The 22,686-nt window shown below is 39.2% G+C and carries 20 protein-coding genes and 1 riboswitch; of the genes, 7 read left to right on the top strand and 13 right to left on the bottom strand.

Features of this window, described 5'->3' with window-relative positions; translation table 11 throughout:
• Positions 1 to 7: 7 nt before the first annotated feature.
• The 6 genes from metH to B9A58_RS03770 all read right to left on the bottom strand — a co-directional run bounded on the left by metH (position 8) and on the right by B9A58_RS03770 (position 6,729).
• Complete coding sequence (gene metH, locus B9A58_RS03795) at positions 8 to 2,728, bottom strand: methionine synthase (RefSeq protein ID WP_084371087.1); 2,721 nt, start codon at positions 2,726 to 2,728, stop codon at positions 8 to 10.
• A gap of 16 nt (positions 2,729 to 2,744) precedes the next feature.
• On the bottom strand, positions 2,745 to 3,128 hold the full coding sequence (locus B9A58_RS03790; protein ID WP_084371086.1) for a four helix bundle protein: 384 nt from the start codon (positions 3,126 to 3,128) through the stop codon (positions 2,745 to 2,747).
• 38 nt (positions 3,129 to 3,166) lie between these two features.
• Positions 3,167 to 4,183 carry a homocysteine S-methyltransferase family protein gene (locus B9A58_RS03785; protein ID WP_084371085.1) on the bottom strand — a complete coding sequence of 339 codons (1,017 nt, stop codon included), beginning with the start codon at positions 4,181 to 4,183 and terminating at the stop codon, positions 3,167 to 3,169.
• Positions 4,184 to 4,298: 115 nt separating this feature from the next.
• Positions 4,299 to 4,422, bottom strand: a riboswitch (SAM riboswitch).
• 248 nt (positions 4,423 to 4,670) lie between these two features.
• On the bottom strand, positions 4,671 to 5,141 hold the full coding sequence (locus tag B9A58_RS03780; protein WP_084371084.1) for a DUF6265 family protein: 471 nt from the start codon (positions 5,139 to 5,141) through the stop codon (positions 4,671 to 4,673).
• Positions 5,142 to 5,294: 153 nt separating this feature from the next.
• Positions 5,295 to 5,999: a hypothetical protein gene (locus B9A58_RS03775; RefSeq protein WP_084371083.1), complete on the bottom strand. Its 705-nt coding sequence runs from the start codon at positions 5,997 to 5,999 to the stop codon at positions 5,295 to 5,297.
• A gap of 40 nt (positions 6,000 to 6,039) precedes the next feature.
• Positions 6,040 to 6,729 (bottom strand): SIMPL domain-containing protein, encoded by a 690-nt coding sequence (locus B9A58_RS03770; protein WP_084371082.1) that lies wholly within the window; start codon positions 6,727 to 6,729, stop codon positions 6,040 to 6,042.
• Between the two features lie 282 nt (positions 6,730 to 7,011).
• On the opposite strand from B9A58_RS03770, the gene B9A58_RS03765 reads away from it, so the two are divergent.
• Complete coding sequence (locus B9A58_RS03765) at positions 7,012 to 7,938, top strand: fatty acid desaturase (protein ID WP_221407806.1); 927 nt, start codon at positions 7,012 to 7,014, stop codon at positions 7,936 to 7,938.
• 325 nt (positions 7,939 to 8,263) lie between these two features.
• A complete protein-coding gene (locus B9A58_RS03760) occupies positions 8,264 to 10,615 on the top strand; it encodes a T9SS type A sorting domain-containing protein (protein ID WP_084371080.1) in 2,352 nt (783 codons plus the stop codon).
• A 55-nt stretch (positions 10,616 to 10,670) separates the two neighbouring features.
• Here B9A58_RS03760 and B9A58_RS03755 read toward each other — a convergent pair whose 3' ends face one another.
• The 6 genes from B9A58_RS03755 to B9A58_RS03730 are packed head-to-tail and all read right to left on the bottom strand — an operon-like array spanning position 10,671 to position 14,548.
• Entirely contained in the window at positions 10,671 to 11,492 is an 822-nt protein-coding gene (locus B9A58_RS03755) for an ABC transporter permease subunit (protein WP_084371079.1), read from the bottom strand.
• Complete coding sequence (locus B9A58_RS03750) at positions 11,485 to 12,381, bottom strand: ABC transporter ATP-binding protein (protein WP_084371078.1); 897 nt, start codon at positions 12,379 to 12,381, stop codon at positions 11,485 to 11,487. The genes B9A58_RS03755 and B9A58_RS03750 overlap by 8 nt, the downstream gene beginning before the upstream one ends.
• 13 nt (positions 12,382 to 12,394) lie before the next feature.
• Positions 12,395 to 12,973: a hypothetical protein gene (locus B9A58_RS03745; protein ID WP_139793730.1), complete on the bottom strand. Its 579-nt coding sequence runs from the start codon at positions 12,971 to 12,973 to the stop codon at positions 12,395 to 12,397.
• Positions 12,963 to 13,493 carry a DUF4252 domain-containing protein gene (locus tag B9A58_RS03740; protein WP_176214668.1) on the bottom strand — a complete coding sequence of 177 codons (531 nt, stop codon included), beginning with the start codon at positions 13,491 to 13,493 and terminating at the stop codon, positions 12,963 to 12,965. Before B9A58_RS03740 ends, B9A58_RS03745 begins: the two co-directional genes overlap by 11 nt.
• Positions 13,494 to 13,497: 4 nt before the next feature.
• On the bottom strand, positions 13,498 to 13,977 hold the full coding sequence (locus B9A58_RS03735) for a hypothetical protein (protein WP_084371075.1): 480 nt from the start codon (positions 13,975 to 13,977) through the stop codon (positions 13,498 to 13,500).
• Positions 13,946 to 14,548 carry an RNA polymerase sigma factor gene (locus B9A58_RS03730; RefSeq protein ID WP_139793729.1) on the bottom strand — a complete coding sequence of 201 codons (603 nt, stop codon included), beginning with the start codon at positions 14,546 to 14,548 and terminating at the stop codon, positions 13,946 to 13,948. Before B9A58_RS03730 ends, B9A58_RS03735 begins: the two co-directional genes overlap by 32 nt.
• Before the next feature lie 99 nt (positions 14,549 to 14,647).
• Here B9A58_RS03730 and B9A58_RS03725 point away from each other — a divergent pair, with 99 nt between their 5' ends.
• The 5 genes from B9A58_RS03725 to B9A58_RS03705 all read left to right on the top strand — a co-directional run bounded on the left by B9A58_RS03725 (position 14,648) and on the right by B9A58_RS03705 (position 21,365).
• On the top strand, positions 14,648 to 15,778 hold the full coding sequence (locus B9A58_RS03725) for a LytR/AlgR family response regulator transcription factor (protein WP_084371073.1): 1,131 nt from the start codon (positions 14,648 to 14,650) through the stop codon (positions 15,776 to 15,778).
• Positions 15,779 to 15,885: 107 nt separating this feature from the next.
• Positions 15,886 to 17,412 carry a serine hydrolase domain-containing protein gene (locus B9A58_RS03720; protein WP_084371072.1) on the top strand — a complete coding sequence of 509 codons (1,527 nt, stop codon included), beginning with the start codon at positions 15,886 to 15,888 and terminating at the stop codon, positions 17,410 to 17,412.
• Between the two features lie 20 nt (positions 17,413 to 17,432).
• Positions 17,433 to 19,217, top strand: a complete 1,785-nt coding sequence (locus B9A58_RS03715; RefSeq protein ID WP_084371071.1) for a DUF4943 family protein — start codon at positions 17,433 to 17,435, stop codon at positions 19,215 to 19,217.
• 123 nt (positions 19,218 to 19,340) lie between these two features.
• Positions 19,341 to 20,597 carry an alkaline phosphatase family protein gene (locus tag B9A58_RS03710; protein WP_084371070.1) on the top strand — a complete coding sequence of 419 codons (1,257 nt, stop codon included), beginning with the start codon at positions 19,341 to 19,343 and terminating at the stop codon, positions 20,595 to 20,597.
• Between the two features lie 69 nt (positions 20,598 to 20,666).
• Complete coding sequence (locus B9A58_RS03705) at positions 20,667 to 21,365, top strand: DsbA family protein (RefSeq protein ID WP_084371069.1); 699 nt, start codon at positions 20,667 to 20,669, stop codon at positions 21,363 to 21,365.
• 5 nt (positions 21,366 to 21,370) lie between these two features.
• On the opposite strand, the gene B9A58_RS03700 is transcribed toward B9A58_RS03705, so the two are convergent.
• Positions 21,371 to 22,681, bottom strand: coding sequence for an amino acid permease (locus B9A58_RS03700; RefSeq protein WP_084371068.1), 1,311 nt, complete (start codon positions 22,679 to 22,681; stop codon positions 21,371 to 21,373).
• Positions 22,682 to 22,686 lie beyond the last annotated feature (5 nt).

The raw sequence follows: 22,686 nt of genomic DNA, 5'->3' as shown, positions 1-22,686 counted from the left end.
CAATATTCTAATTATAGTTTAGGTTAGGCGAAAGCCATTTTTCGACTTCTTCCAAGGTCATGCCCTTCCTTTTCGCATAATCCTCTACTTGATCCTTTTCAATTTTACCGAGTCCAAAATATTTAGATTCTTCATGAGCAAAATAGAAACCACTCACTGATGCTGCCGGATACATGGCATTTGATTCTGTTAGTATAATTCCTGTTTCGTTTTCTGCATCCAATAGACCAAACAAGATCGGTTTTTCGGTATGATCAGGACAAGCTGGATAGCCTGGTGCTGGTCGGATACCCATGTACTTTTCTGAGATCAAATGCTCATTGTCAAGTTTTTCATCAGAGGCATAACCCCAAAGTTCTTTTCTGACCTTCTCATGCATGAGTTCAGCAAAGGCCTCTGCCAAACGATCAGCTATGGCTTTGATCATAATGGCATTGTAGTCGTCGTGCTCCTGCTCATATTTCTCTACCAATTTCTCTATACCAAGGCCTGCAGTGACCACAAATCCGCCCAAATAGTCTTGTTTCTTGGTAGATTCAGGAGCTATAAAATCGGCCAAAGACATATTGGCGATATTGGCTCCTTTTTTTCCTTGCTGTCGCAGAAAATGAAAAGTTGACAGCTCTTTTCCAGAACGATCCGAGACTTTCACGTCTTCCCCATTGGTATTGACAGCTGGATAAATGCCAATGACTCCATTGGCCTGTAAGCTTCGTTTGGCTATGACTTCATCCAGTATTTTATTGGCGGCATTGTATAGCTCAGTAGCTTGCTCGCCTATGACTTCATCTTGCAATATTTTAGGGTACTTACCTTTCAGCATCCAGGTCTGAAAGAATGGCGTCCAATCAATGTATTTCCGTATTTCTTCCAGAGGAAAATTATTGAAAGTCTTATTTCCAATGAAATTTGGCTTTTGAATCGCAGTCTTTTCCCAATCAATCTTATAGTTATTGGCCTTGGCATCTTCAAACTTGATGTAATTCTTTGCCTTAGTTCTGGAAGCATGATTTTCTCTAGCTTCGGCGTATTCCTTCTTGGTTTTTTCTACAAAGGCTACTTTCTTCTCATTTAATAAATCTCCTGCCACAGGCACACTTCGTGAGGCATCCAATACATGAACGACTGGCCCACTATAGCACGGATCTACTTTCACTGCCGTATGAATTCGCGAAGTAGTAGCTCCACCAATGAGTAGGGGGAAGGTCGTTTTTTCCTTCTCTAGCAATTTGGCAAAATCCACCATTTCGTCTAGGGATGGGGTGATCAAACCACTTAGCCCAATAATATCGGCATTTACTTCTTTGGCTTTTTCCAGGATTTTTTCATTGGGTACCATCACACCCATGTCTATGATCTCGTAATTGTTGCAAGCCATGACTACCCCCACAATGTTTTTTCCAATATCATGGACATCACCTTTCACAGTAGCTAACAGTACAGTTCCTGCATTTTGTGCTGCTCCTTCAGCCTTATCAGCTTCTAGGAAGGGAGTCAGGTAAGCCACTGCTTTTTTCATGACTCGTGCACTTTTTACCACTTGTGGCAGAAACATTTTTCCTTCTCCAAAAAGATCTCCAACTACATTCATACCGTCCATCAAAGGTCCTTCTATCACATGCAGTGGCTTGTCAAAAGATTGTCTGGCTTCTTCTGTGTCAGTTTCAATAAATTCTATAATGCCTTTTACCAAAGCATGTTCGATTCTTTTGGCCACAGGAAGTTGTCGCCATTCATCATTTTTCTTTTCAATTTTATCGCCACCTTTTACTGTTTCAGCAAAGTTGAGCAGACGTTCGGTTGCATCCTCTCGTCTATCAAAAAGTACATCTTCTACATGCTCCAACAAGTCCTTTGGTATGTCGTCATATACTTCTAGCATGGCAGGGTTTACAATTCCCATGTCCATGCCTTGTCCAATGGCGTGATAAAGAAAAGCTGAGTGCATGGCTTCTCTTACTGGATTATTGCCACGGAAAGAGAATGACACATTACTCACACCGCCACTTACATGTGCGGATGGTAAATTTTCACGAACCCAGCGTGTAGCTTGAAAGAAGTCAAGTGCATTCGTCCTATGTTCATCCATCCCAGTGGCCACTGGGAATATGTTCAAATCGAAGATAATGTCTTCAGGTCTGAATTTGATTTTTGGCCCCACCATGAGCTCATAAGATCGCTTGACGATCTCAACTCTACGTTCGTAATTGTCTGCCTGGCCATCTTCATCAAAAGCCATGACGATTACGGCTGCACCATACTGCTTTACGAGTTTGGCTTGTCGGATAAACTCCTCTTCACCTACTTTTAAACTAATGGAATTGACCACAGACTTGCCTTGCGTACACTTCAATCCTGCTTCTAGGATTTCCCATTTCGAAGAATCAATCATCACAGGTATTCGGGCAATGTCTGGTTCGGCAGCCATAAGGTTGAGGAAATTGGTCATGGTCTCTATGCCATCCAACATGCCCTCATCCATGTTTACATCAATGATTTGAGCACCACCTTCTACTTGATTGCGAGCAACTTCTAATGCTTCTTCAAATTTTTCTTCTTTTATGAGTCTCAAGAATTTTCTAGACCCAGTTACATTCGTTCTCTCACCCACATTGATGAAATTCATGTCAGGAGTGACTATGAGCGGTTCGAGTCCACTCAGTTTCATTGGGGCAAGGTCATGCCACTTGTATTCGTATCTGCCTGGGTAGTCTGGATGTATGTTCATTATATTTTGTCCATAGTTAATAGTCCATAGTCAATAGATTCTTTTGCCATTTGAGTGAATTTCTTAGCCCTTGTAACATTTTGACAATGTCTGTGAGCTTATCATAGAATTGGTCAAACTCTCTTTGATCAATTAGTTCTCTGCCATTGCCTGGGTATAAACAATTGACGACTTCCAAAGCAGAACGAATGGCATAACCTAAGAATCTTGAAAATTCTGCATTGGATTGTCCTGTGCTTCCTTCTGTGAGATTAAGTGAGATCGAATCAGATGCCCGCTTGATTTGAGAAGTCAAGACATAGATCTCTTCTTTTGGCCATTTTTTGGTCATATTATGAATCTCAATCGAGAGATCAATGTTTTTTTTCCAGACGTCTAATTTTTCAAACTTGAATCCCATCTCAGTTTATTTATTGAACAATCATTTTCATCTGTCGACTATTGACTATCAACCATTGGTTGTTCACTTTCAATTTTTCTTGGTTCGTATTTAGCCGCCAACTCGGCAATGGCTTTGATGTGCTCGGGCGTAGTACCACAGCACCCTCCAATGATGTTGATCAAACCGTCGTCTAAAAATTCTTTGATCTGAGCGACCATGTCTTCTGGTGTTTCATCATAAGCACCAAATTCATTGGGCAATCCAGCGTTAGGATGCGCACTGATATTAAAATTCGATTTGCTGGAAAGTGTGCTTAGATATGGTTTCAGTTCTCTTGCACCCAAAGCACAATTCAAACCAATACTCATTAAATCCAAGTGAGAGACTGAAATCAGAAAAGCCTCAGTATTTTGGCCTGACAATATTCTGCCACTGGCATCTGTGATCGTACCAGAAACCATAATTGGAATACGAATACCTCTTTCTTCTGCTATTTGGTCTATTGCCATTAGTGCAGCTTTGCTGTTGAGTGTATCAGTGATTGTTTCTACCAATAATATGTCGACACCACCATCAATCAACGCTTTGGCTTGTTCGCCAAAAGCCTCTAATAATTGATCGAAAGTAATCGCTCGGAATCCTGGATCGTTTACGTCTGGAGACATGGATGCCAGTCTGTTTGTAGGCCCCATTGATCCAGCTACAAATCTTGGCTTGTCAGGATTATTAGTGGTGAATTCAGCGGCTACTTCTTTGGCAATTTTAGCAGATTCATAGTTGATTCGGTACACCCAGTCTTCTAACTCATAGTCAGCTTGCGCCACCCAGGTACTTCCAAATGTATTTGTTTCTATGATATCAGCACCTGCTTCGAAGTATGCTGCATGAATTTCTTTAATGATCTCTGGGCGTGTGACAGAGAGCAAATCATTATTCCCTTTGAGTGGGATATTATGGTCTTTCAATTCTTCATTGCGAAAGTCTTTTTCTTCCAAGCCATACCGCTGAATCATGGTGCCCATTGCGCCGTCCAATACTAAAATTCTTTCTTTTAGAATATCAAGAATATTCATATTCTTCAATTTGTTTAAAAATGAATAGTGGTTGGTCAATAGACAAAACACTATGATGAACCATCTCGGAAATATTCCGATACAGTACTTACCAAAAAAGAAATCTTATTGAGATAACCTATCTTTTTCTAAATGATGATTCATTCAGAATGGGAGTTGGCACAACATCCAGTATTGCGGCTTTGGATATGTTGCCAAGACGTCAACGGGCCCAGTCCCTCGGTCTTTCTTGATAAGTGAAGCAAAGATAGCTGAATTTGAAGTCCGCACAACAATTCAATGTATAATTAGAGAATTCTTATTAAAATGGGTTGTTTGTTGAGAGAATGGAAATGTGTCCCTGTAATTCTGGAAGAGAAAAATTATGTCTTTATTTTTTTGGCTAGTTGTTGAATTTAACGTCAGACGCCAGATTGGCCAAGATTTTTTGCTCTTAGGTAGTCAAATTCCTGTGACTAGCAAGCGAACTGCCTGGCTCTCAGGTATGCTAAAGCGTTTTCCTTCTGAAGTTGAATACTTCAGTATTTACACTGCCATCTTTTTGTTTCAATTTCAATGAGACTTTTAAATAATTGGGATCCACCAATTCATAGATGAGTCCTTTGAAAATAGCCTTATTGGGTTCCACGGACTGAAGGGTGAAGGTGACATATTTGTCTTTTTCTTCCCAGCCTGTCATGTCTGGATTAAAATGTTTAAGACGCAATCTAATGGTGTCATTTACTGTGAAAATATCCATGAACTCCATGAAGGTGGTTTGGTCATCTTTCATGTGCTTATAGATGCCATTCATTCTGCCGAGTGAGGCAGGCATCCACACTTCTTCTGATACGCCTCCAAATCCGTCGCCCACCCAGTAGCCACGAAGGAAATTAAGATCGTCGATGGTTGGTTTGTTTTCTTGTGCATTTGCCTGAAGGCAAAGGACAAAAAGAAAGGGAATGAGTAGATTTTTCATTTCTTTAAGGTAATTGTTTTTTCACCAGATCTAAAAAAAATGCTCTTTTATTACTTTTACGAACAACCCAAACCCATCAACACCCTGCCAAATTGTTAACTGGCTCACTTTAACATAAAAGATTTAATATAAATTTTTCAGTATTTTATTGATCTACTGTTCATTGTTGAGTTTAAATATGAAGCCAATGGAAATGCTGTAAGATTTAAACCACAAATCATAATCTTTGAATTTTTCTTCTCCCATATGGGTATATGTAAGCCTTCTATTATAATAGTATGTCAAGTCTTTAGAGTATTGATAATTGGCATTGAATGATGTTTTATTGTTGATTGGGATTTCAAGGTTTACCCCCAAATGAAATGAAGGTACTATTGATTTTGTATCAAAGTCTCCATAGGTTCCCATGGTTACATCATCAGCAGTCGAAATTAAACTATTTAAGCTAAATCCTGATTCCAGTCCTAATTTGAAGGCTGAACTTTCCAAGTTAATAGGTTGTATTCCTATGAGAATTGGTATTTGAAGAAAATTATATGGTCCATGAGTTGGGTAAATCACTCTACTGCCCTCTACATGACCATTTTTTTGATAGAACCCAACCCCAGATTTAAAGTAGAACAAATTATTAAATTCATGTTTTACCCGAAAAGCAATTTCCAACCCATTTTGCCTTACAAAGCTTGCACCTGAATTATCAAGTTCAAGATTAATTTGTTCACCTGTCATTTCGCATGATGTTAAGCCAATCTGAAATCCAATGAAGGTTGTGGAAATATTGTTGTTTCCCTGAAGGGTTTGTGAGTATCCATTGGTGATAATAATTAACAGACCAACAACCAAACTCGTTCTTTTCATTTATTTTTTAAGTTATTATTTCCACAATTATAAGGTATTTTTATTTCTCTATTTCATAGGAAATGAACACTTGGTCGCTGATGGTCAAATCTTTGGCTTCGAAGTTGGACATGTCGCTTTCGGCGAATGTTTTCATCATGCCCATATTGGCTGCGTAGGGACGAGGGCCACTATTGGAGCTACCATAGTTGATTTCCTTTATGCCTTTTATGCTGTATCCCGTAGCTTCTGCAAGCACTTCTGCTTTTGACTTAGCATCTGCTACTGCCATTTGCATCAGTTGTTTCTTTACCTTTTCCTCCTGTTCATCAGACATACCAAATGCGATAGATACAGATGGGGCAGATTCGTCAGAGGCTGTTTTGTTGAGCACTTCTAGTAGGCGTTTGGTAGAGTGATTGAATCGAATCTCCAACATTTGAGAAGCCACATATTCTTCCCCTTTGGGTTCGCCTTGTCTGTATTTTCTATTCTGTCGAATATTAAAGTTGGCAGTTTTGATCTCTTCTTTGTCAAAACCTATTTTCGTCAAAGAAGCTGTCAGTGCATCTATTCTTTTGGTCATCAAAGCTATGGCTTCATCATAACTGTCTCTGGTTTCATTAATTGAATAAGTGATAATGGTACGTTCGGGAGTGACGGAAAGAGTAGCTTGTCCAGTAACATTTAATTGAGCCAAAGCAGCTACCATAGTTAGAAGGTAGAAAGGGATTAGGATTAACTTTTTCATGTGTATTCAATTTGTTTGTTTGGTCATTTACAAAAATCAGCCCAAACTTATCTTCTTGACTTAGGTTTTACTCTTAATTAAGAATGAATTTTATCTGCCTGAAAAATTTTAACGATCTTTGTCACAAATATTGGACTTTCTTGTCCTTAGAGTATCAAACAATTGTAGTAGTATTTTATGAGTGACATTGAAATTAAAGCTTTTGCGAAGGAGATGATGGCGACGCTGCAGAAATATAAGCAGACGTCTTACACGAAGGCAATTTGGCAAATTTGTAATTCGATGATCCCGTTTGTAGCGATTTGGATTGCTATGTATTGGGCTTTTTCTTATAACCTTTTTTTATTTTTTGGATTGGGCATAGTCAATGCTTTTTTCCTTGTTCGAATATTTATCATTCAGCATGATTGCGGTCATCATTCCTTTGTGAAATCAAAGAAGTGGAGAAATGCCATAGGTTTTGTGTGTAGTATATTCAGCGCGATGCCGTATGAATATTGGGCTGATGCTCATGCGTTCCATCACAATCATAATGGTAAACTGGAGACCAGAGATATTGGTGATATCAATACCTTGACAGTAAAGGAATATCAGGAAATGGGTACTTGGGACAGAGTCAAATATCAAATTTTCAGATTTCCTATTGTTACTTTTATGATTGGCCCAATCATTTATTTTATAAGAAATATGAGATTGCCATTGGTGGTCTTAGAAAATAAAAAAAGCAGGGCTTTTTGGAGTGTGATGATCAATAATGTTGTGGTGATTGGTGGAGTAGTAGCCTTGTGTATGATATTCAACTGGCAGGCAATTTTGGCCACCTATTTGACAGTACTCTATCTGTTTTCAATCATTGCGATTTGGTTTTTCTTTGTACAGCATCAGCATGAAGATGGGTACAAAAGATGGGAAAACGACTGGGATCATTTTGTATCAGCAGTGAAAGGCAGTACCTATTATAAATTACCTGGATTGGTCAATTGGTTGACTGGTAATATTGGTGTGCATCACATTCATCATTTGTATTCGGCTATTCCGAATTATAACCTGGTTAAGTGCATCAAAGAAAATCCAGAGTTTAGCAAGTACACAACAATAGTGACGTTTTGGGAAAGCCTTAAATATATGAATCACAAACTCTGGGATGAAGATGCTCAGCGCATGATCACCTTTGGAGAGTATAAGAAACTATACAAGATGGCTGCCTAGTCAATAAGGTCGAAGAAATCAAAAATAGCCCATGCAAATCACATGTATGGGCTATTTTTTTGCACTCTTGGAGATGGTATATACTTTCTGCTCATTTGTTTGATGATCCTAAGATAGTTAATGATTGAATTTTATTGAATCCATCAAAAATGGCAGATTAGTGAAGTTTTTCGAAAGAGAAGTGAAGTTTGAAGGATTGAATTTGACCCTTGCTTACCACATGTACACATGCTATTTTTATAAAATTCCCGATTCATATCTCTATTTGCAATAGTAATAAGAGCAAAAAACTCTTCTGATTATTAAGAATCTAAACTATTGTAAAATGCAACTACACATTATCAAAAAAATTCTTATGGCTTTACTTGCCACCAACTTTTATTCCTTCCTTGCTACTGCTCAAAGTGACCATTATTGGGTTGGGGGGTCGGGTAATTGGTCTGACTTTTCAAATCATTGGGCTACGTCGTCAGGTGGAGATGAATTTCACGTTTCCTATCCATCCCAAACTGATAAGGTTTTTTTTGATGAGAACTCTTTTTCCGAAAAGGGGCAGATCGTTACCTTTGATTTGGAAGGAATATTGTACGTGCCTGAAATGGATTGGTCAGGATCGAATGAACCTCGTTTCTACCGTGGAAGCACTAGCGCGGTAATCGTTAGTGGGTCTTTAATATTGGAGCATGGGTTGGATTTTGATATTCCGTCAGTTGTCATTCGCCCACCTTCGTCAGATGAATTTGCGCTTGACACTAATGGAGCTAGCATGGCTGAGACGGATTTAAGAATTCAAGCCTTAACTGGAATTGTCTCATTCTTAGATTCTTTAAGTGTCAAAAATCTATCCTTAGAGGGAAACGGAGGAGATGTCAATGCGTTGGTGAAAACAAATGGGAACCCAATCTATACAAATTTGTTTGAATCCGTTTTTTTACAAACTGCCAGTTTTGATTTTTCTGGTTCGACTATATATGCCAAAGACGTAAAATTCATCTCTGCCAACAATGGGGGGACTGTTACTCCAGGTGCCAAATTGATCATAGATAGAGCTGATGGAGAGACTATTATCGATAGGGAAGAGTTTGTTGCTTCTCTTTTTGAAGAGTATATCATCGCAGAAAATCATTCCATTGTAACCCACAGCCCAATATTTGAAAATTTAAAAATTCAGCCTGGTGTAGAATTACAAATTGACCCGGCCATTGATATCTCTTTTGAAAATTTGACCGCAGTTGGTATTTATGATAGTCGTATTTCAATTAAGTCCAATACAGAAGACATGGCTGTTACCATAGAAAAGGCGACTGGGGTGGTAGAGGTGGGCTTGGTTGACTTGAAAGACATTGATGTCACGGGTGGAGCTACATTCAATGCCTATGCTTCTCGGGATAATGGGAACGTTTCTGGATGGCATTTTCTGAAAGCTGATCAAACCATCGAATTTGAGCTAACCAATAGAGATGCAGAGGACATTAATTCTACATTTGACATAGATGCCGACGCTACGTCAGGATTGGATATTGAATATAGCAGTAGCAATGCAGATGTAGCTGTTATTAGTGGTGGGAATGAGTTGTTGATACTAGGATTGGGTACTACACAAATTACCGCCAAGCAGGAAGGAAACGATGAATTCAACGAAGCTGAGGTTATTAGAGTCTTAGAAGTGACAAAGGCTTCACAAATAATTACATTCAACGAAATAGAAAGTCAATGGATAGGAGATAATTTTGTGAATCTAGATGCTAAGGTGTCATCGGGGTTAAATATCTCTTATGACGTAGTAGGCCCTGCTGAAATAGTAGGTAATGCGCTTGAATTTACGGATGTAGGACAGGTCCAAGTTACAGCTACTCAAGACGGAAATTCGAATTACTTGGAAGCTCAAAGTGTGAGCCGTTCATTTGATATATTTAAAAAAGAACAGATAATTTCCTTTACTTCAATAGAAGATATGTGGGTAGGTGATGAGTTTTTCCTTTTGGATGCTGCTTCAGATGTTGGTTTACCCATTACGTATGAAGTAATAGGTGCTGCTACCATAGAGGGAAGTACTTTAGAGTTTATTGGCGACGGACATGTTCAAGTTACTGCTACTCAAGACGGAAATTCGAATTATTTGGAAGCTCAAAGTGTGAGTCATTCATTTGAGCTATTTAAAAAAGCGCAAAGTATTGTTTTTGATGAAATTGAAGATGTTGCACTTGAGAATTCTTCACTCATTTTATCAGCGATAAGCACTGCAGGATTACTAGTAACTTATGATATTTCCGGACCAGCTGAATTGGAAGGAAATACAGTTTTGTTCAAAGAGGATGGATTTGTGACCATAAGGGCTAGTCAATCTGGAGATGAATATTATCTGTCAGCGGAGGCAATTGAAAGGACATTCGAAATTGTTTCCTCTTCAATTCCGTTGTCAATATCTGATTCACGGGTAGAACTATCTGTCTATCCTAATCCATTTACAGATTCGTTTAAATTGATGAGGGTTGGAAATATTCAAACTGAAGCTTATACAATCCAATTACTTACTTTGGCTGGAAAGACCATTAAATCAGAGGTGACCAAAGGAGTTGCTCCAGTTATTAATGCTTCAGATTTGCAAAGAGGAACATATTTATTGCAGATAATGACGGATCATGGACGATGGACAACCAAATTAGTAAAAGATTAAATCCCTTTCCGCAACAACCACAATTGAGCCCATAGGAAATATTCATGGGCTCTTTTTATATATCTCTTTTCTTCAATACCCAATAGCTCAGCCCGATGTTAATCATTAACCAACCAGATACAATCGCTAATTCTTTCCATGAGATATAATCTTGAATTTCCTGGAAGAAGTACTTCATGAAAGGTACGTGAATCAAGTTGTTGAGTGCTGTGACAGGTAGATAGTCTTTTATGAATCTGATTTCATCCCAGATGTATGGGAAGTGTTCTATGAATTTGGCTGCTACTGGATCAAAGATTAAAGTATACATGAGTAAGCCCACGATAACCAGGCCAGATTTTCTCACTAGTAGTGCGATCATTAAGGCAAAGGTTAAATAACAGAAGACCTCGAATCCATAGGCAAATAGAAACTGGAGGTCAGAAAACACATACTTCCATCCCAAGATATGTGAATAAATGCCACCAGTAATCAAGCCAATCAAGAACAACAGAACCATGGCACTTATGGATAAAATACCAATGATCAAAAGTTTGGTCTGTAGGAATTCCTTTTTGCTCAAACCATCTATGACGTTCTGTCTCATGGTGCGATAGGAGGCCTCATTGGCAATTGAAATGACTATGATAAACCCAAGAAGCACTTTGAAAAAGGTAGCCACATAGGAGATGTTGTGCCATACATCCGGGAAGTCGTAGATAGGAATTATTGTAGGGTCGATTCCGTCAAAATCAGCCCCTTGATTTTTCAGAAAGTTTAGGAATAGCATACCGCCCGAGCAGACGATAATAACACCTATGGAATACATGGCCACTAAAATCCAAAAAGGTCTGTTGTATTTGAGTTTAAGCCATTCTATTTGTAAGAGTCTAGTCATTTTCGTTGAGTATTTTGAGGAATTGCTTTTCTAGGCTACCACTTTTCTTGACCAGATGGGTAGCTGTGAGTCCTTTTTCGAAAAGAAAAGCGTTGATCGATTCAGTTGAAAGCCCATTCTCAGTAGTCAGAGATATGACATCTGTAAGCTTTTCTACTTTATAAATGCCATTCATTTTCTTAAGTGTTGCTTCAAGATGATCCAAATTGGAAGCAGCCACCTCTATCGTTTTCTGATCAGAAAGTGCTTCGTCTACACTGCCCTGATACAGTTTTTGTCCTTTACGCAGTACACAAAAATGTGTACAAACCTTCTGCACTTCATCGAGCAGATGACTGGCTAGAATAATGGTTTTTCCTGAAGAAGCAATTTGTTGAATGACCTCTCTTATCTCGACAATTCCCTGTGGATCTAGTCCATTGGTAGGCTCATCTAAAATAAGCACAGGCGGATCTGCCAGCAGGGCAGAGGCGATTGCCAATCGCTGTTTCATGCCCAGGGAGTAATTTTTGAATGGGTCATCTTTGCGTTCATAAAGACCTACCTGTCTTAGCACCTCCTCTATTCTTGATTCCCGACACTCCTTGATCTTGGCGATAATTCTAAGGTTTCGTACGGCTGACAGATAGGGGTAGAAACATGGTGTTTCCAGGATGGCCCCAATCTTTTTACGACTGTTGGCACTTGGTGCTTCGTCGAACCAGAGGTAGCTGCCACTGCTTGGCTTGGTAACCTCTAGAATCATCCCTAAAGTTGTGGTTTTTCCACTTCCATTCGGGCCTAGCAGTCCGAAGACCATACCTGGTTCTATGGTCAGATTGAGTTGATCTAACGCAGTAAGTTTGCCATATTTTTTGGTGAGCCCTTTGGTTTCGAGTATGTATTTCAATGGTTGAGTTTTTTTAGTCTACTATATCATCTCCTAGCTCCACCAGGTTTAGTATTTGTGAAAACTTGCTTTGAAAAGTTGAGTCATTTTCTGAAATGTATTGGTAGAGCTTGGGGATTTCCTTGAGTTCTAAACTACCAGCAATATCAAATACGTAATGCTCTTCATTCATCAAAGCCAGGCCTACCGTTTCTGTAGGTTTTTCTCTACCCAATAGATAGAACTTTTTGGTTGGCCCATCTATGACTACATATTCTTCAAAAGACTCTTCTGTTTGCAATTGCCCCACAAGATTGTACAAATCTATATTTTCAAATTTTCCATTCATTTTATAGAAAATAAGCTTTTCAATATCCTGAATGAGTCTATTGAATTCTTCGTTTTTATCCAGATTGACCATCCGTAAGGTGCTTGGGTAGAAGTACAAACTCAATTCCGTAAGTCGGTCTTTCTTCAAATCTGTAATTAGACTCGTTTGTCCAAATGAAAGATGAGTTCCAAAAAGCAAACCCAGCGTGAGTAAGCAAGCTCTGCTCTTTATATAAAGAGCAGAGTGAGTGAGTATTTGACCTATAAAATTTTTATTCATCATCACCACCATCTAGGACTTTTAGATGATCCATACCCTTCATTTTCATAATTCTGGAGAGCTTTGCTATTTGCTTTAAATCTATTTCACCAAAAAGGCTCATAATTAAAAACTCCTCTTTTCCACCTACTATCATCAGCAGTTCATTGATGATACTTCCTTTATCTCGGATCATGAATTTGACATTTTCATCACCATCTTCTACAGACATCAGCTCTTCGTAACCTTTGTCCTTACTTATTGTGGTTACTGCATTGCTGTACAATGTAGCTGGATCTTTTGGCTCCTCATTGATCAAAACCTTGATGCCCTTGAGTTTACTCAATGCCTCCAGTACTTCTTTCTCAGCTTCATCTTCTCCTTCTATTTCAGTAAATAGAGAAAACATCTTGCTGGTTACCGTCACTTTCGTGAAAGCCGTATCTGATACATGTTTAGCGAAGTATTTGCTGATGGCATTGTCCTGTGCCATAGTAGATACACTCCAAATCATGGCTATTGCTATTATTGATATCTTTTTCATATGCTTAATTGTTGAAATTCTGAGTTTTAATTTTTTGATGGGTTTCTTCGAATTTGGTGAGTCCATCCAGTGTGTACTGACTGCCTCTACTCATTTTGTCCGAAACCATAAAAAGGGCGCTTTTTGCAATTTCAAATGCCACTCTGGCTTCTTGTTGGCGTGCCAGTTGTCTTTCTTTGTATGAATGAAAGCCTCCAACCATGCCAATCATGAGTAAGACAGATGCCGCTAGCTGAAACCACTTTTGATGATAGAAGGAGACTGTTTTTTGTTCTGATTCTATTTTTTCAAAAAAGCGATCTTCGAAGTCATCACTGAGTTGTGCTGAGGAGAACTGCTCGATGGTTTTGAAGTACTCGACCTCCTGCGGATCCAGTGGATCGTCAGAGGGTGTAATGTTTTTTCTGAGTGCTCTTTCCTCTTCTATTGTCGTGTCAGCCTGCCAGTATTTTTCAGACAGCTGCTTGATTTGTTTCCACTCCATAGTTCAATATTTTACTCAATGATGCCCTTACTTTTTGTCTTGCCCTGAACAAGTACACTTTCACCTGAGTGTCATCCAAACCCATGATCTCCTCGATCTCCTGATTGGAATAGCCCAGTAATTCCCGCAGCCGAAAAATCTCGCGTTGTTTTTCGGGTAGCAGCTCCAGCGTAGATTTGATCTTTTCTATCAAATCATTATGGATGCTGAGGTGGTCCGATACCTGATGCCCTGATATTTGGTATTTGGCTTCCGAAAGATCCACCACATGCATTTTCTTTTTTCTCAATTTGTCCAAACATTGATTTCTGGTAATTGTCATACTCCAGGCTTCAATGTTTTGGATGTCTTTGAGTTTTTCTCGCTGGTTCCAAAGCTTCATGAACACTTCTTGTACGATATCCTCGGCCAATTCTACCTCACACACGATACTCAGGGCATATCGGTAGAGTTTGTTCTTGACTGATAAGACGTCGGTTTTAAATTGTTCTGTGGTCATGTTGCTTAGGAGACGCGGGGTGTAGCGCTCGGTTACAATGAGTTTGAAATATTTTTCATATTGGTGAGTCAAAGAGTTGATTTATTACAATCCACCAGTAGCATGCAACCAAATGACGAGTAGGTTGTCTACTTATAAGACTCTAAATTTTGTCATTATTATTGTTGCTAAATGTCACTCTTAGAAACGCATAAACGTCATTGGATCATTAAAGTAGTAATAGCATCTGCCCTACTTCTTGTGATTTACTACATCAGACTCCCTGAAATAGGTGCCGTGTTTGGTGTCATTTTTTTAAGCAGGAAATGGATAACTCAATTTTTTGGTTCCAAGCTAGGTCAGAGCTGGTATCCTCTTAAATTTATGATACTTGCTTTCCTTGTTGTTTTGTGCTCTGCGTGTGTTTATTTCTTAATTGCTTTGTTGAACCCGTCAGGTACTGATGATTTGATTTCGTATTTGCATCTAGGGAAATTGATTGTCTTTTCAATTGTGGGAGTTACCCTGTTAGCGGCTTTAGAGTGGAGGAGTGGCATGGTTGAGAATCGTGCTTTTTCTAGACAGATTATAGTTATTGGATTTCTAATCGTGTTTTTATTTTATTTTGGGAATCCAGATCGATTTGTCCAGGCCAGTTTCCCACTCGATGACCTAATGGATCTGATGTATTTGATCTCAACCATGTTGTTGAATTGGACGATTTATCAACTTGTTTCACCTAGGGTCAAGGGATTTATGAAGAAGTTTGACCATGTGATTTTTGTCATTGGTCATGTGATCGTATTGATGCTGGTGTTTCTGCCTCTGGACTACTTTTTGCTCAACTGGTATTTGAAAAATCATTATCAAACTGTTATTTATTCAGACTATTGGGTATTAGAAATGCCAATTAAAGCCATCTTGGTTATTCTGGTAGGCTACTTTGCAAGTAGAAGACAGGATGCAGAACGGGAATCAGAAACGCTGAAGTTTCATGTTAAAGCAGGAAAAGCCACCAAACTTCTTTCGGTCGACGAGATTCTATTTTTTCAAGTCCAGTATCAAAATACTTATGCCATTACTATCAGCCAAGAAAAAATGGTGATGGATGAGTCTCTGTCAAATTTGGAAACTAAACTTGATCCATTTGGTTTTTTCAGGCTGAACAGACAGGTGTTGGTAAAGAAGGAAGCTATACAAAGTTTTGAGCCATTGGCTAACAGAAAGCTTAGGATAAGGCTAGTTCCAGTACAAGATTTTTCACCATTTCATGAAATCAGCAGACTGAAAGCACCAGACTTCAAACGCTGGGTGGCTAATTAATCCGTACAATTCAACCTCATTTTTGGTACACTTCGACTTTTTCACTGTCTTCAAATCTGGTTGATAGGGTTCTGAAGTCTAGTATAGCGATATAATTTGAATTCGCCATGAATAGAGTAAAACATCAAGTTTTTTGTTCGATTGTAATTATGCTTATGCAATTGGGTTGTATACCTAAAAAAGATTCAAAGCATGAGATCGCCACAACTAACAGTCTACAACAATATTCAGATTTAGATCAATACATAGAAGGATTGATCGAGGGGTATCAAATAGGTGGGGCAATAGCCATTGGCGTAGTGAAAGACGGTGAGGTTGTTGAGGAAAAAGTATTTGGGTATGAAGATTTCGAAAATCAGAAGAAAGCTGATTTGAATACCAAATTCTACATTGCCTCTATGACAAAATCATTTATCGGAACCCTGATGAAGCTAATGGAAGATCGTGGAGAGTTGGATTTGAAAACTAAGATGAATGATTGTCTGAAAATAAATTTCCCATCAGGCATGCAGACAAACGAAATCACTCTTGAGGATTTGCTTATTCATACCTCCGGCCTTCAAAATACTTCCGTGGCCATTAAAACCGCCTATACTGGAAATTTCACTCAAGACGAACTCATTCAAGATTTGGAGACGTCGACGGGTCAGAGAGGTTTGGGAACATACGATTATACCAACCTAGGATATATTTTAAGTGGTATGGCATTGGAACAATTGACCCAAAAAGGCTGGAAACAACTACTGTATGAGGATATTTTCAGACCCCTGGACATGAAGAGCACCAGTGCTTATTTACAACCAAGTGCTAGTGTCGAATCAGCAAGTCTTTTGGCATTGCCTCATACTTATAGTAATGGCAGTATCAGGACTGGCAGTTTTATGAAGCGTGACGATACGATGCATGCGGCAGGTGGATTGATCACCACAGTTGCTGATATGAACAAATGGTTAATGGCGCATTTGGATACTTCAAATAATGCGTATTTCACACGGGCTGTATTGGATGATATTCATACTGATCGAATAGACTTTTACGATAAGTCCGCAGGGATCAATAACTATGGTTATGGTCTGGGTTGGGAGCAGGGTGACTGGCATGAGTATGATATCTCATGGCATGGTGGTGGTTATCCTGGTTATGTGTCTGTTCATGCGCTGGTGCGTGAAGAGAATTTGGGGGTGGTGATTATGATGAGCCAGCAAAGTCGCGCAATAGAGCTAATCTTAAATTATATACTGGCAGAGCAGTTAGGAGTGGATAATGCTAAAGAATTGGATGCCATGGAAGAATCTATTCGTGTTCGAACCAAGCGATATAGACACTACAAGGACAGCATTTTTCAGTCTGTGGATAGTGAAGAAATAAAAAACGTCTCACTAGAAAAATTTGTTGGGAGGTATGTTAGTGATCAACTCAATCAATTGGTAGTGAAAGCGAAAAACCAACAATTGATTTTGCAATTGGGCAATCTACTTTTCATAGGAGAATATATAGGAGATGATAAATTTCTGATCAAATCTGAAGTGGATGACTCCTTTGATGTTGTGGATTTTTATCATCTCAATTCTGCTGATCGTGAGTCTTATTTAGAGATGTTCGGACAAAAATTTTATAAAGGTCAAAATAATTAATACTCAAAATTCAAATATTTATGAAACTCAAAATATTTATTTATCTGTTCTGTTTCCTTTTTGCTTCACGTGCCTGGTCACAGACAGATGGCTACATTTCAATTTCAAGTAAAATTTTAAATGAAGAAGGAGAACCTATTTCATTTGCTCATCTCTTGGTGAAAGGTAAGAACCTTGGTGGCATCACTAACCAAGACGGTTTCTTTAGCTATAAAATCCCAGAGGAGTATCTGGAAGATACTTTGGTGGTGTCTTCCATTGGATTAGCTTCCTTGGAGCTTCCTATTAAGGAATTGACTGCCTCCAAAACACCTGAATACATCATGGTAGAGCAGGCGATTGAGTTGGAAGGAATTACTATTTATGCTCCGGCCAAATTACTGCAGAAGGCTTTTGAATCATTCTCTTCGCAAGTACCTCAGACGTCTTACTACAAATGTTCGGGCGTCTATACTATTACTTCAGAAGAGAATGAGACTTATACTTTGTTCGAGCAATTGGTTTTTGATGTTTACTACCGAGGAGAGCAGGACGATCCGGGTATGGATATCTTAGCCCACCGCAGAAGCATAGATTACTCCATGTTTCCTGTGCTATACTCTCAAAAGTCACAATCGCATATGTTTTCCGTGTCTGGCGAAATTTTGGGGCTACCTGTTTTTAAAAGAATTAATTCCAAACAAGATAAGCTGGATGGACTTGAACTGAAGATAACAGACATTTTGGAATTGGACGGACAACAGGTTTATGTCATTACCGAGTTTGCCAAAGGAGCCGATAATTTTATACATGAGTATTATCGCTATTACATCACAGAGGAGAGCAATCGGCTAATTAAGGTTTCAGAAATACTCGCTGATTTTTCTTTGCGACCGAATGAAAGGATGACAAATAGTGGAAAGTACAACAACGACTTGATAGAAACAAGACATTCTTATTGGTTGGCTGAGGTGAATGGTCAAATGAGGATTACTGAAGGGGAGCGGGTGTTCAAATGGCTCAATGTGGAGCGATTGACGGGAAACCTCTTGAAAGTTCATAAAGAAACCGCTCACACGCAGTTGTATGATTTTGAAGATTTGGATGTGCAGCCGCAGAAGTTTCCTTCTCGATTGAAGCTTCCAGATGATACGCCTTATGATGAGCCTTTTTGGAATGCCTGGGATTCGAAGCGCGATTTTAAGTTTGATGAAAGAGTGCAGCGTGACCTGACTGCTTATCTTTCATTGAAATCTCAATTCGCTCAGACGAATGGATTAATCAAATTGACTCAAAGCATGCGAGAAGAAACATTCAATAAGAAAGACCAAAGGAAGCAAACAGAGGTCTCCAATACAGAGCAATTCATTGAAGACTTATTGAGTAACAATTATAACTCAGGGTTTGCGCCAGATTTAGGTTGGGAAGATATTCCGGCGCTGATGGAAATTGTCAATTCGAATGAAATACTGACCAACTTTCCTAGGAATATTTTAGGCAGGTACTATGTCGATCAATGCCAGGCAGGGATTGTGGCGATGTGGCTCATCGACTCCATTCGAAAAAATGAAGGGAAAAAACCTCGAAAGGCATGGTACATTTCTCCGTTTCCAATTTTACAAAGTGAGGTAGATACCAGACAAATCAGTGAATTTATGAGCCAAGGAAACAGGGCCAATGTGATGATAAAAAACACGGAGGAGAAACTGAATCAAGCCCATGAATCCTTTGTGTCCTGGTGGACCATCGCTCAGCAGATGAACCCAAATAAAGCCAAACGAATCAACCCTTTAGCTGATTCAGATTTAAAGTGGATGGGGTTATAAAAGAGCACTTTTCAACGCTCTGGCAGACAATGATCAAATGGTTAAATCGAAATACTTTTGGCAAGATGGTCAGATTTATTCTCTAGAGGCATTAACTTCATAGGGTGAATTTAAAATGAACCCGTGCGCTTTATCATTGCCCTTTGTTTATTGTCTTGTTGTACAGATAGACTGGTAGAATATCCTGTCAGTGAAAAAACAAAGCAACTAGAGATTACTTCAGAATTTATAAATTCTTTCGAGTCGAAACAGGCGACTTATGTTGTACTTGTATCAATAGATGGATTTAGATATGACTATGCCAAAAGGTATGGCGCTGAGAATTTACTGTCGTTTGGTGTGAGGGCAGAGGGGCTGATCCCAAGTTTCCCTTCAAAAACATTTCCAAATCATTACTCCATTGTAACGGGCTTGTACCCTGGCAACCATGGATTGGTTTCTAATTCATTTTATGATCGAAAAATTGGTCGAGCTTATGATATACGCAATAGGGATGAGGTAGAAAAGTCCATTTGGTATTATGGAAAGCCGTTATGGACACTAGCAAGAGAACAAGGGATGGTAACTGCAAGCATGATGTGGGTAGGGACTGAAGCTCCTATATATGGATATCATCCTACTTATTACTATAAATACAATTCTCAAATAAGCCATGAAGACAGAGTAAACACTGTGGTGAACTGGCTGATGCTGCCGGAAGAAAAGCGGCCGCATTTCATTACGCTATATTTCTCAGATACAGATAACATAGGTCATAAGTTTGGGCCCGATTCTAAAGAAATAGCCGACTGTGTATTAACGATGGATGGCATTATCGGAGATTTACTGATGAAGCTAAAAACTACTGATTTGCCTGTGCAACTGATAGTAGTTTCAGATCACGGAATGAAGAGTTTTGATACTGAAAATTTGATTCGATTGAGTGAATTGATTCCAGAAGCTGGTGAGTCTACAGTTATTACTAAAAGTATGCCCACCATGATTTATAGTTCTGACAGTTCGTATCTCAACGAATGCTACCAAATTTTGTCTCATGATGAGCGTTTGGAGGTATACCGTATGGGACAATGGCCAGAAAACTTTTATTATTCAACCCATTCTAGAATTGGAGATTTAATAATCATTCCCAAACCAGGGTTTCAGATCAGTGAAGCCAAGGAAATGTCCCCTGGGAGTAGTACGCATGGTTATGCGCCCTTTTCTACTACGGAAATGCAGGGAATATTTTACGCAAAAGGATCAGTTTTTCTGCCTGATATTGAAATTGCGCCTTTTGAAAATGTCCATATTTATCCATTGATTGCCAATATTCTTGGATTAAACTTTGATAAAAATTCAATAGATGGAAATACAGAAGTGCTTAAACCTGTTTTAAAATAAACTTTGAATTTGAGGATTTATTTGTAGAGTCTGGATGTTGTGCGTTGAATAATAGAAAGAAACTAAGATATGGAGTTGAACTGTGAAGAAGGAGCATGCGAAGTGCCAAATACAACAATCAGCATAGAGAAAACGGAAACCAAGAAGCACAGGGATCAGCTCATTTACGTGGGGGATCCAATGTGTAGCTGGTGCTGGGGTATTACTAACCACTTGGAAAAAATAAAAGAAGAGTATGTCAATCAGTTTGATTTTGAGTTGATACTGGGTGGACTTCGACCAGGCGGAGGAGAAGAGTGGACGGAAGATTTTCGTGCGATGATCCGTCAGCATTGGGAGCATGTGCAGACCGCGTCTGGTCAGCCTTTCGATTATAGCTTTTTTGATCGCGAGCAATTCAACTACGATACTGAGCCATCCGCAAGAGCGGTTCGTGTGGTTAGAGATATGGATGCGTCGAAAGAATGGTTTTTCTATAAAAGACTGCAGCAAGCATTTTATGCTGAAAATAAGGACGTACATGATCTGAATACGTACAAAGCTCTATGTGAAGAATTGGGATTGAACTACACCACTTTTGAGTCGCTATTTTTATCCCAAGGCTATAAGCAGTTGGTGTATCAAGACTTTGCCAAAGCTCAGCAAATGGGTGTGCGTGGCTTTCCTGCCGTCGTGCTCAAAAAAGGAGAAGAGTACTTGGCCGTGAGCATGGGTTATTCGGATTATGATAAAATGAAGTCTACGATTGAAAGTATACTGAGTGCGTAGTCTCATTATTTAATTTGTTTTTTCCTCACTTGAATAATGATATAAAAAGGGATTCCTATGAGAAGAAGTATGAAGCCCCAAAATACTGTATCATTTCCAGACCCTGCAATCGCCCATACTGAGAAAATAAAACCTATGGCTGCTATTATGATTTTAGAAAGATGACCTTCCTTGCCAAACAGCCCTTTTTCTGCTGAGATAATAAAGTAACCAGCTGTGGAGAATACATAAGGAATCACACAGGCTATGGTCGCCAATAAAATCATGAACTGGAATTGTTTTATCAGTCCATCAGATTTGCCCATTACAACCAAGATTGATACCAGTACTGTGGAAAAAATAATGCCAAATAGTGGTGTGCCGTGTTTGTTGAGCTTTTTGAATTCTCTAGGGAATAGGGCGTCTTGTGCAGCTGCCAGTGGCATTTGTCCCACCAGTAGCGTCCAGCCATTGAGTGCACCAAAACACGAAATGGTTGCGCCTGCCGCAATTATATAGCGGCCATTTTCTCCCCACAAAATGGCTGCCGCATCCGCAAAAGGGGCAGTAGATTGCTGCAAATCCAAGGGAGAAACTAGGCCAATGATGGCTACAGAACTGATCATATAAAGTAGGCCTAAGACTGAGGTACCTATGACTGTAGCTTTGCCTATGTTCTTTTCAGGATCTTTTACATTTTCGCCAGCCACTGAAGCACTTTCTATTCCTAGAAATGCCCAAAGAGTAATAGATACTGTCGCTAAAATTGCTTTAAGGTCAGACTTGCCACTGATGTTAAACGACTCAAAGTGATTCCAGTCAAGATAAAAAATGCCAATGCACCCAACAAGAATAATGGGTAGTATTTTGATAATGGTAGTGACTAGTGCCAGTCTACCAGCAGTTTTAATTCCTTTGCTATTTACCCAAACCAAAAACCATAAAGTAGTCAAAGCCATAATGAGGCCTGCAAAAGAGTTTTCTGTCAAATAAGGAAAGAAAACACCTAAATAAGCTATAAATGCTGTAACAATTGCTGCTGAACCCACCCAAATGGAGATCCAATAACCCCAAGCCACCCAGAAAGCAGCAAAGTCACCAAAACTTGCCTTGGTATAAGCATAAGGGCCACCTGTTTTAGGGATGTGTTTTGATAAATATCCAAATGTCAAAGCAATGGCCATTGAACCCACGGTTGTAACCATCCAGCCTATTAGGCTAATGGAACCAAAACTTGCAAGACTAGAAGGAAGAAGAAAAATGCCAGACCCTATCGTATTGCCAACAACCAGAGCTGTAGTAGTCCAAAGTCCAATTTTACTTTGTTTTTCAGACATGTAGA

Origin of the sequence: Reichenbachiella faecimaris (assembly GCF_900176375.1) — a bacterium.
Classification (GTDB): domain Bacteria; phylum Bacteroidota; class Bacteroidia; order Cytophagales; family Cyclobacteriaceae; genus Reichenbachiella; species Reichenbachiella faecimaris.
Note: the sequence above shows the minus strand (reverse complement) of the source record. Positions and strands in the feature narration are given on the sequence as shown.

Excerpts from the sequence above, each read along its gene's own strand:
- metH (WP_084371087.1), bottom strand. The coding sequence starts at position 2,728 with ATGAACATACATCCAGACTACCCAGGCAGATACGAATACAAGTGGCAT.
- B9A58_RS03725 (WP_084371073.1), top strand. The coding sequence starts at position 14,648 with ATGTCACTCTTAGAAACGCATAAACGTCATTGGATCATTAAAGTAGTA.
- B9A58_RS03775 (WP_084371083.1), bottom strand. The coding sequence starts at position 5,999 with ATGAAAAGAACGAGTTTGGTTGTTGGTCTGTTAATTATTATCACCAAT.
- B9A58_RS03735 (WP_084371075.1), bottom strand. The coding sequence starts at position 13,977 with ATGGAGTGGAAACAAATCAAGCAGCTGTCTGAAAAATACTGGCAGGCT.
- B9A58_RS03770 (WP_084371082.1), bottom strand. The coding sequence starts at position 6,729 with ATGAAAAAGTTAATCCTAATCCCTTTCTACCTTCTAACTATGGTAGCT.
- B9A58_RS03785 (WP_084371085.1), bottom strand. The coding sequence starts at position 4,183 with ATGAATATTCTTGATATTCTAAAAGAAAGAATTTTAGTATTGGACGGC.
- B9A58_RS03755 (WP_084371079.1), bottom strand. The coding sequence starts at position 11,492 with ATGACTAGACTCTTACAAATAGAATGGCTTAAACTCAAATACAACAGA.
- B9A58_RS03715 (WP_084371071.1), top strand. The coding sequence starts at position 17,433 with ATGAAACTCAAAATATTTATTTATCTGTTCTGTTTCCTTTTTGCTTCA.
- B9A58_RS03705 (WP_084371069.1), top strand. The coding sequence starts at position 20,667 with ATGGAGTTGAACTGTGAAGAAGGAGCATGCGAAGTGCCAAATACAACA.
- B9A58_RS03720 (WP_084371072.1), top strand. The coding sequence starts at position 15,886 with ATGAATAGAGTAAAACATCAAGTTTTTTGTTCGATTGTAATTATGCTT.
- B9A58_RS03780 (WP_084371084.1), bottom strand. The coding sequence starts at position 5,141 with ATGAAAAATCTACTCATTCCCTTTCTTTTTGTCCTTTGCCTTCAGGCA.
- B9A58_RS03740 (WP_176214668.1), bottom strand. The coding sequence starts at position 13,493 with ATGAAAAAGATATCAATAATAGCAATAGCCATGATTTGGAGTGTATCT.
- B9A58_RS03745 (WP_139793730.1), bottom strand. The coding sequence starts at position 12,973 with ATGATGAATAAAAATTTTATAGGTCAAATACTCACTCACTCTGCTCTT.
- B9A58_RS03700 (WP_084371068.1), bottom strand. The coding sequence starts at position 22,681 with ATGTCTGAAAAACAAAGTAAAATTGGACTTTGGACTACTACAGCTCTG.
- B9A58_RS03790 (WP_084371086.1), bottom strand. The coding sequence starts at position 3,128 with ATGGGATTCAAGTTTGAAAAATTAGACGTCTGGAAAAAAAACATTGAT.
- B9A58_RS03760 (WP_084371080.1), top strand. The coding sequence starts at position 8,264 with ATGCAACTACACATTATCAAAAAAATTCTTATGGCTTTACTTGCCACC.
- B9A58_RS03765 (WP_221407806.1), top strand. The coding sequence starts at position 7,012 with ATGATCCCGTTTGTAGCGATTTGGATTGCTATGTATTGGGCTTTTTCT.